Here is a 2386-nt window from a genome sequence, read left to right as displayed (position 1 = left end):
GGGCTTCGCGGCGGGCGCGCGCGATGCGCAGGCCGGCCCAGCCAGCCGCGATCAGCGCCAGCGGCAGCGCGAACAGATACAGGCCGATGTCCAGCCCGGTGGGCAGCGTGCGTGATTCCTGCCACCAGATGATGACGGCCAGCCAGACCACCCCGAAGACCAGGGCCAGCAGCAGGCCGGTTTTGAGAAAGCGGGTCATGTGTATTCGTAGCGGTAATCGGTTGTCAGGGCAGGCAAAGGGAGCAGGGTAGTCGCGCGAGATGATCGGATCATTGCGCGGCCCCCGCGTCGCGTCGCATGACGCCGGGGCGCCGCAATTCGGTGTGGCCGAAGTCCATCAGCTTCCAGCGCCCGCCCCAGGTCAGGCCGACCCGTTCGGCGGTCTCGCCGAACAATTCATAGCCGCGCATGGCCCAGGGATCCTTTTCCGATACCACCACCTTGCCGTCGCGCAGGAACGCGCTGTCGGCGGCCAGGCCGTACTGGTGATAGCTCTGGTAGGCGCCCGCGTTGGTCACGTGCGAGCCCTTGGCGGCCAGCTCTTCCTGGCGTTCGGGGCTGCGGTAGCCTTCGATCAGCACCATTTCATAGCCATGTTCTTCGCGCATGACGCGATAGGCGGCCAGCAGGCGTTGGCGGTAATCGGCGTCCAGCAGGTTCCAGTCGCGGCTCGCGCCGCCCAGGTTCGGACGCACCAATTCCACTTCGCGCGTGGTGAACACTTCAGGCGGCAGGGGCGGTGGCGGCACCAGCCGTTCACCCGTCAACAAGGCCTGGATACGAGGGTCCGGACCGGCCATCCGATCCTCGTAAATAAATGTGTGATTGTGTCGCATGACGAAAGCGAAAAGGGACGGAAGCAACACCACCGCCAGCCCCGCCGCGATCTGCCAGCGGTACAGCGAAAACGTGCTGCCGGCCCGGCCGAATCCGCTGCGCACCACCTGCGCCGACCCGCCCACCACGCCGCCCGCATGCCCCGCGCCGCGCGCCACGCGGCGGCGCAAACCCTGCGCGAACGCGCGTACGCTCCGCGCGGTTCCCGCCCGCAGGGCGGGGAAAACCAGCAGCGCGGAAACGCCGATTGCGAGCAGAAAATATAGGGGCAGCAGGACTAGCAACGGTATCCCTCAATCACGAAGGCGTAATCTTTTGTTCTATTCGTGATTGAGGCAAGCGTAACGGCGTTGCAGACAGCGTCGATGCTTTAGGAATCGTAACAAGAAGCCGTGATCTAAAAGATGTCATCGGGTATTCTCGATCACCTTGGTTATCAGGGGGTGGCAATACCCCTGCCAATACGGGACCTCGCATGGCAGAAGACGAAAAAAGATCGCGACCACCTCCCTCCATTCCCAGTCTGCTGGCTGGCCGCCCGTCCGCGTCGGACGAGCGGCAGTCTTCGCGCATTCTCGCCTCGCTCGAGGGCCGCGTGCCCGAGGCCGAGACCAAGCACTTGCCGCCGAAGCAACGCAGCAGGACGCCCGTGCTGGCGCTGTTGCTGCTGTTGTTCCTGGGTTTCGTGGGCGCGGGCCTGTGGGCGGTGTATGACACCGCCGAACTGCCGGTGGTGGTGGCGCGCGTCGAGAGCAACGCGCCGCCCGCGGCCGCGCCGGTCGCCAAGGCCGAGGCGCCCGCTCCGGCGCCGGAGAACCGCGAGCCGCCGCCTTCGTCCGCCGCCACCATCATCGAAGAACATCCGTTGGCGCAATTGACGCGACCCGATGCCGACGTCGAGCCGGCCAATCCACTGGCGGCGCTGGCCGTCACGACGCCCGCGCCGGCGCCCGCCGCCGTGCCGCGCGCCAATCAGGCCAAGGCGCCGGCCCCGCGCAACGCCGAACGGGGCCACGAGGCCACGGCCGCCACGGCGCCCGCCGCGGTCGCATCGGCCGCCGCGCCCAAGGCGGGCACGACCAAGTCCGCGCCCGCGCGCGGCAAGACGCCGCCGCGCAACGACAGTGACGCCGCGCTGCTGGCCACGCTGATGGCCTACGGCCTGCCGCCCGCCTCGCCGCCCGGCACCAAGGTCTACAAGACCGACGGCGTGTTCGTGCGCGAACTGCCCGGTTCACCGCTGTCCGCGCGCCTGGCGGAATGCCGCAAGCTCGGCTTCCTGGAAAGCGAACAATGTCGCCTGCGCGTCTGCGCCGGCCACTGGGGCACCGCGCCCGAATGTCCCAACGCGCAATCTCACGTCGAACCGTGAGCCTGTTTGATCAAGGTTTTCAAGTGATGGATTCGAGCGTTTCCGCCGGCCTGTTCAATTCCGACCCCCGGCTCTACCGGCTGCAAGGCGAGGGCGCATTGGCGTCGCTGCACGTGGAAGGCTGGATCGCGCGCGAGGCGCTGTCCGGCGTGGGCCAGTTGCGCGTGGTGGCGCTGT

Annotated in this window: 2 protein-coding genes and 1 pseudogene; 1 reads left to right on the top strand and 2 read right to left on the bottom strand. The window is 67.7% G+C overall.

Going from position 1 to position 2386, the window contains the following annotated elements; genetic code table 11:
• Together HV742_RS31985 and HV742_RS31980 are read right to left on the bottom strand one after the other, a co-directional pair.
• Positions 1 to 199: pseudogene (locus tag HV742_RS31985) on the bottom strand (hypothetical protein); the annotation flags it as partial.
• 70 nt (positions 200 to 269) lie between these two features.
• Entirely contained in the window at positions 270 to 1121 is an 852-nt protein-coding gene (locus HV742_RS31980; RefSeq protein ID WP_054420030.1) for a M15 family metallopeptidase, read from the bottom strand.
• Positions 1122 to 1312: 191 nt separating this feature from the next.
• Between HV742_RS31980 and HV742_RS31975 the strand changes: the two genes are divergently transcribed.
• Entirely contained in the window at positions 1313 to 2209 is an 897-nt protein-coding gene (locus HV742_RS31975; RefSeq protein ID WP_175147279.1) for a hypothetical protein, read from the top strand.
• Positions 2210 to 2386 lie beyond the last annotated feature (177 nt).

The organism is Achromobacter ruhlandii (assembly GCF_902859695.1).
Lineage (GTDB): Bacteria > Pseudomonadota > Gammaproteobacteria > Burkholderiales > Burkholderiaceae_B > Achromobacter > Achromobacter ruhlandii.
The sequence above is the reverse complement of the archived record's forward strand: the minus strand, read 5'-3'. Positions and strand labels throughout refer to the sequence as shown.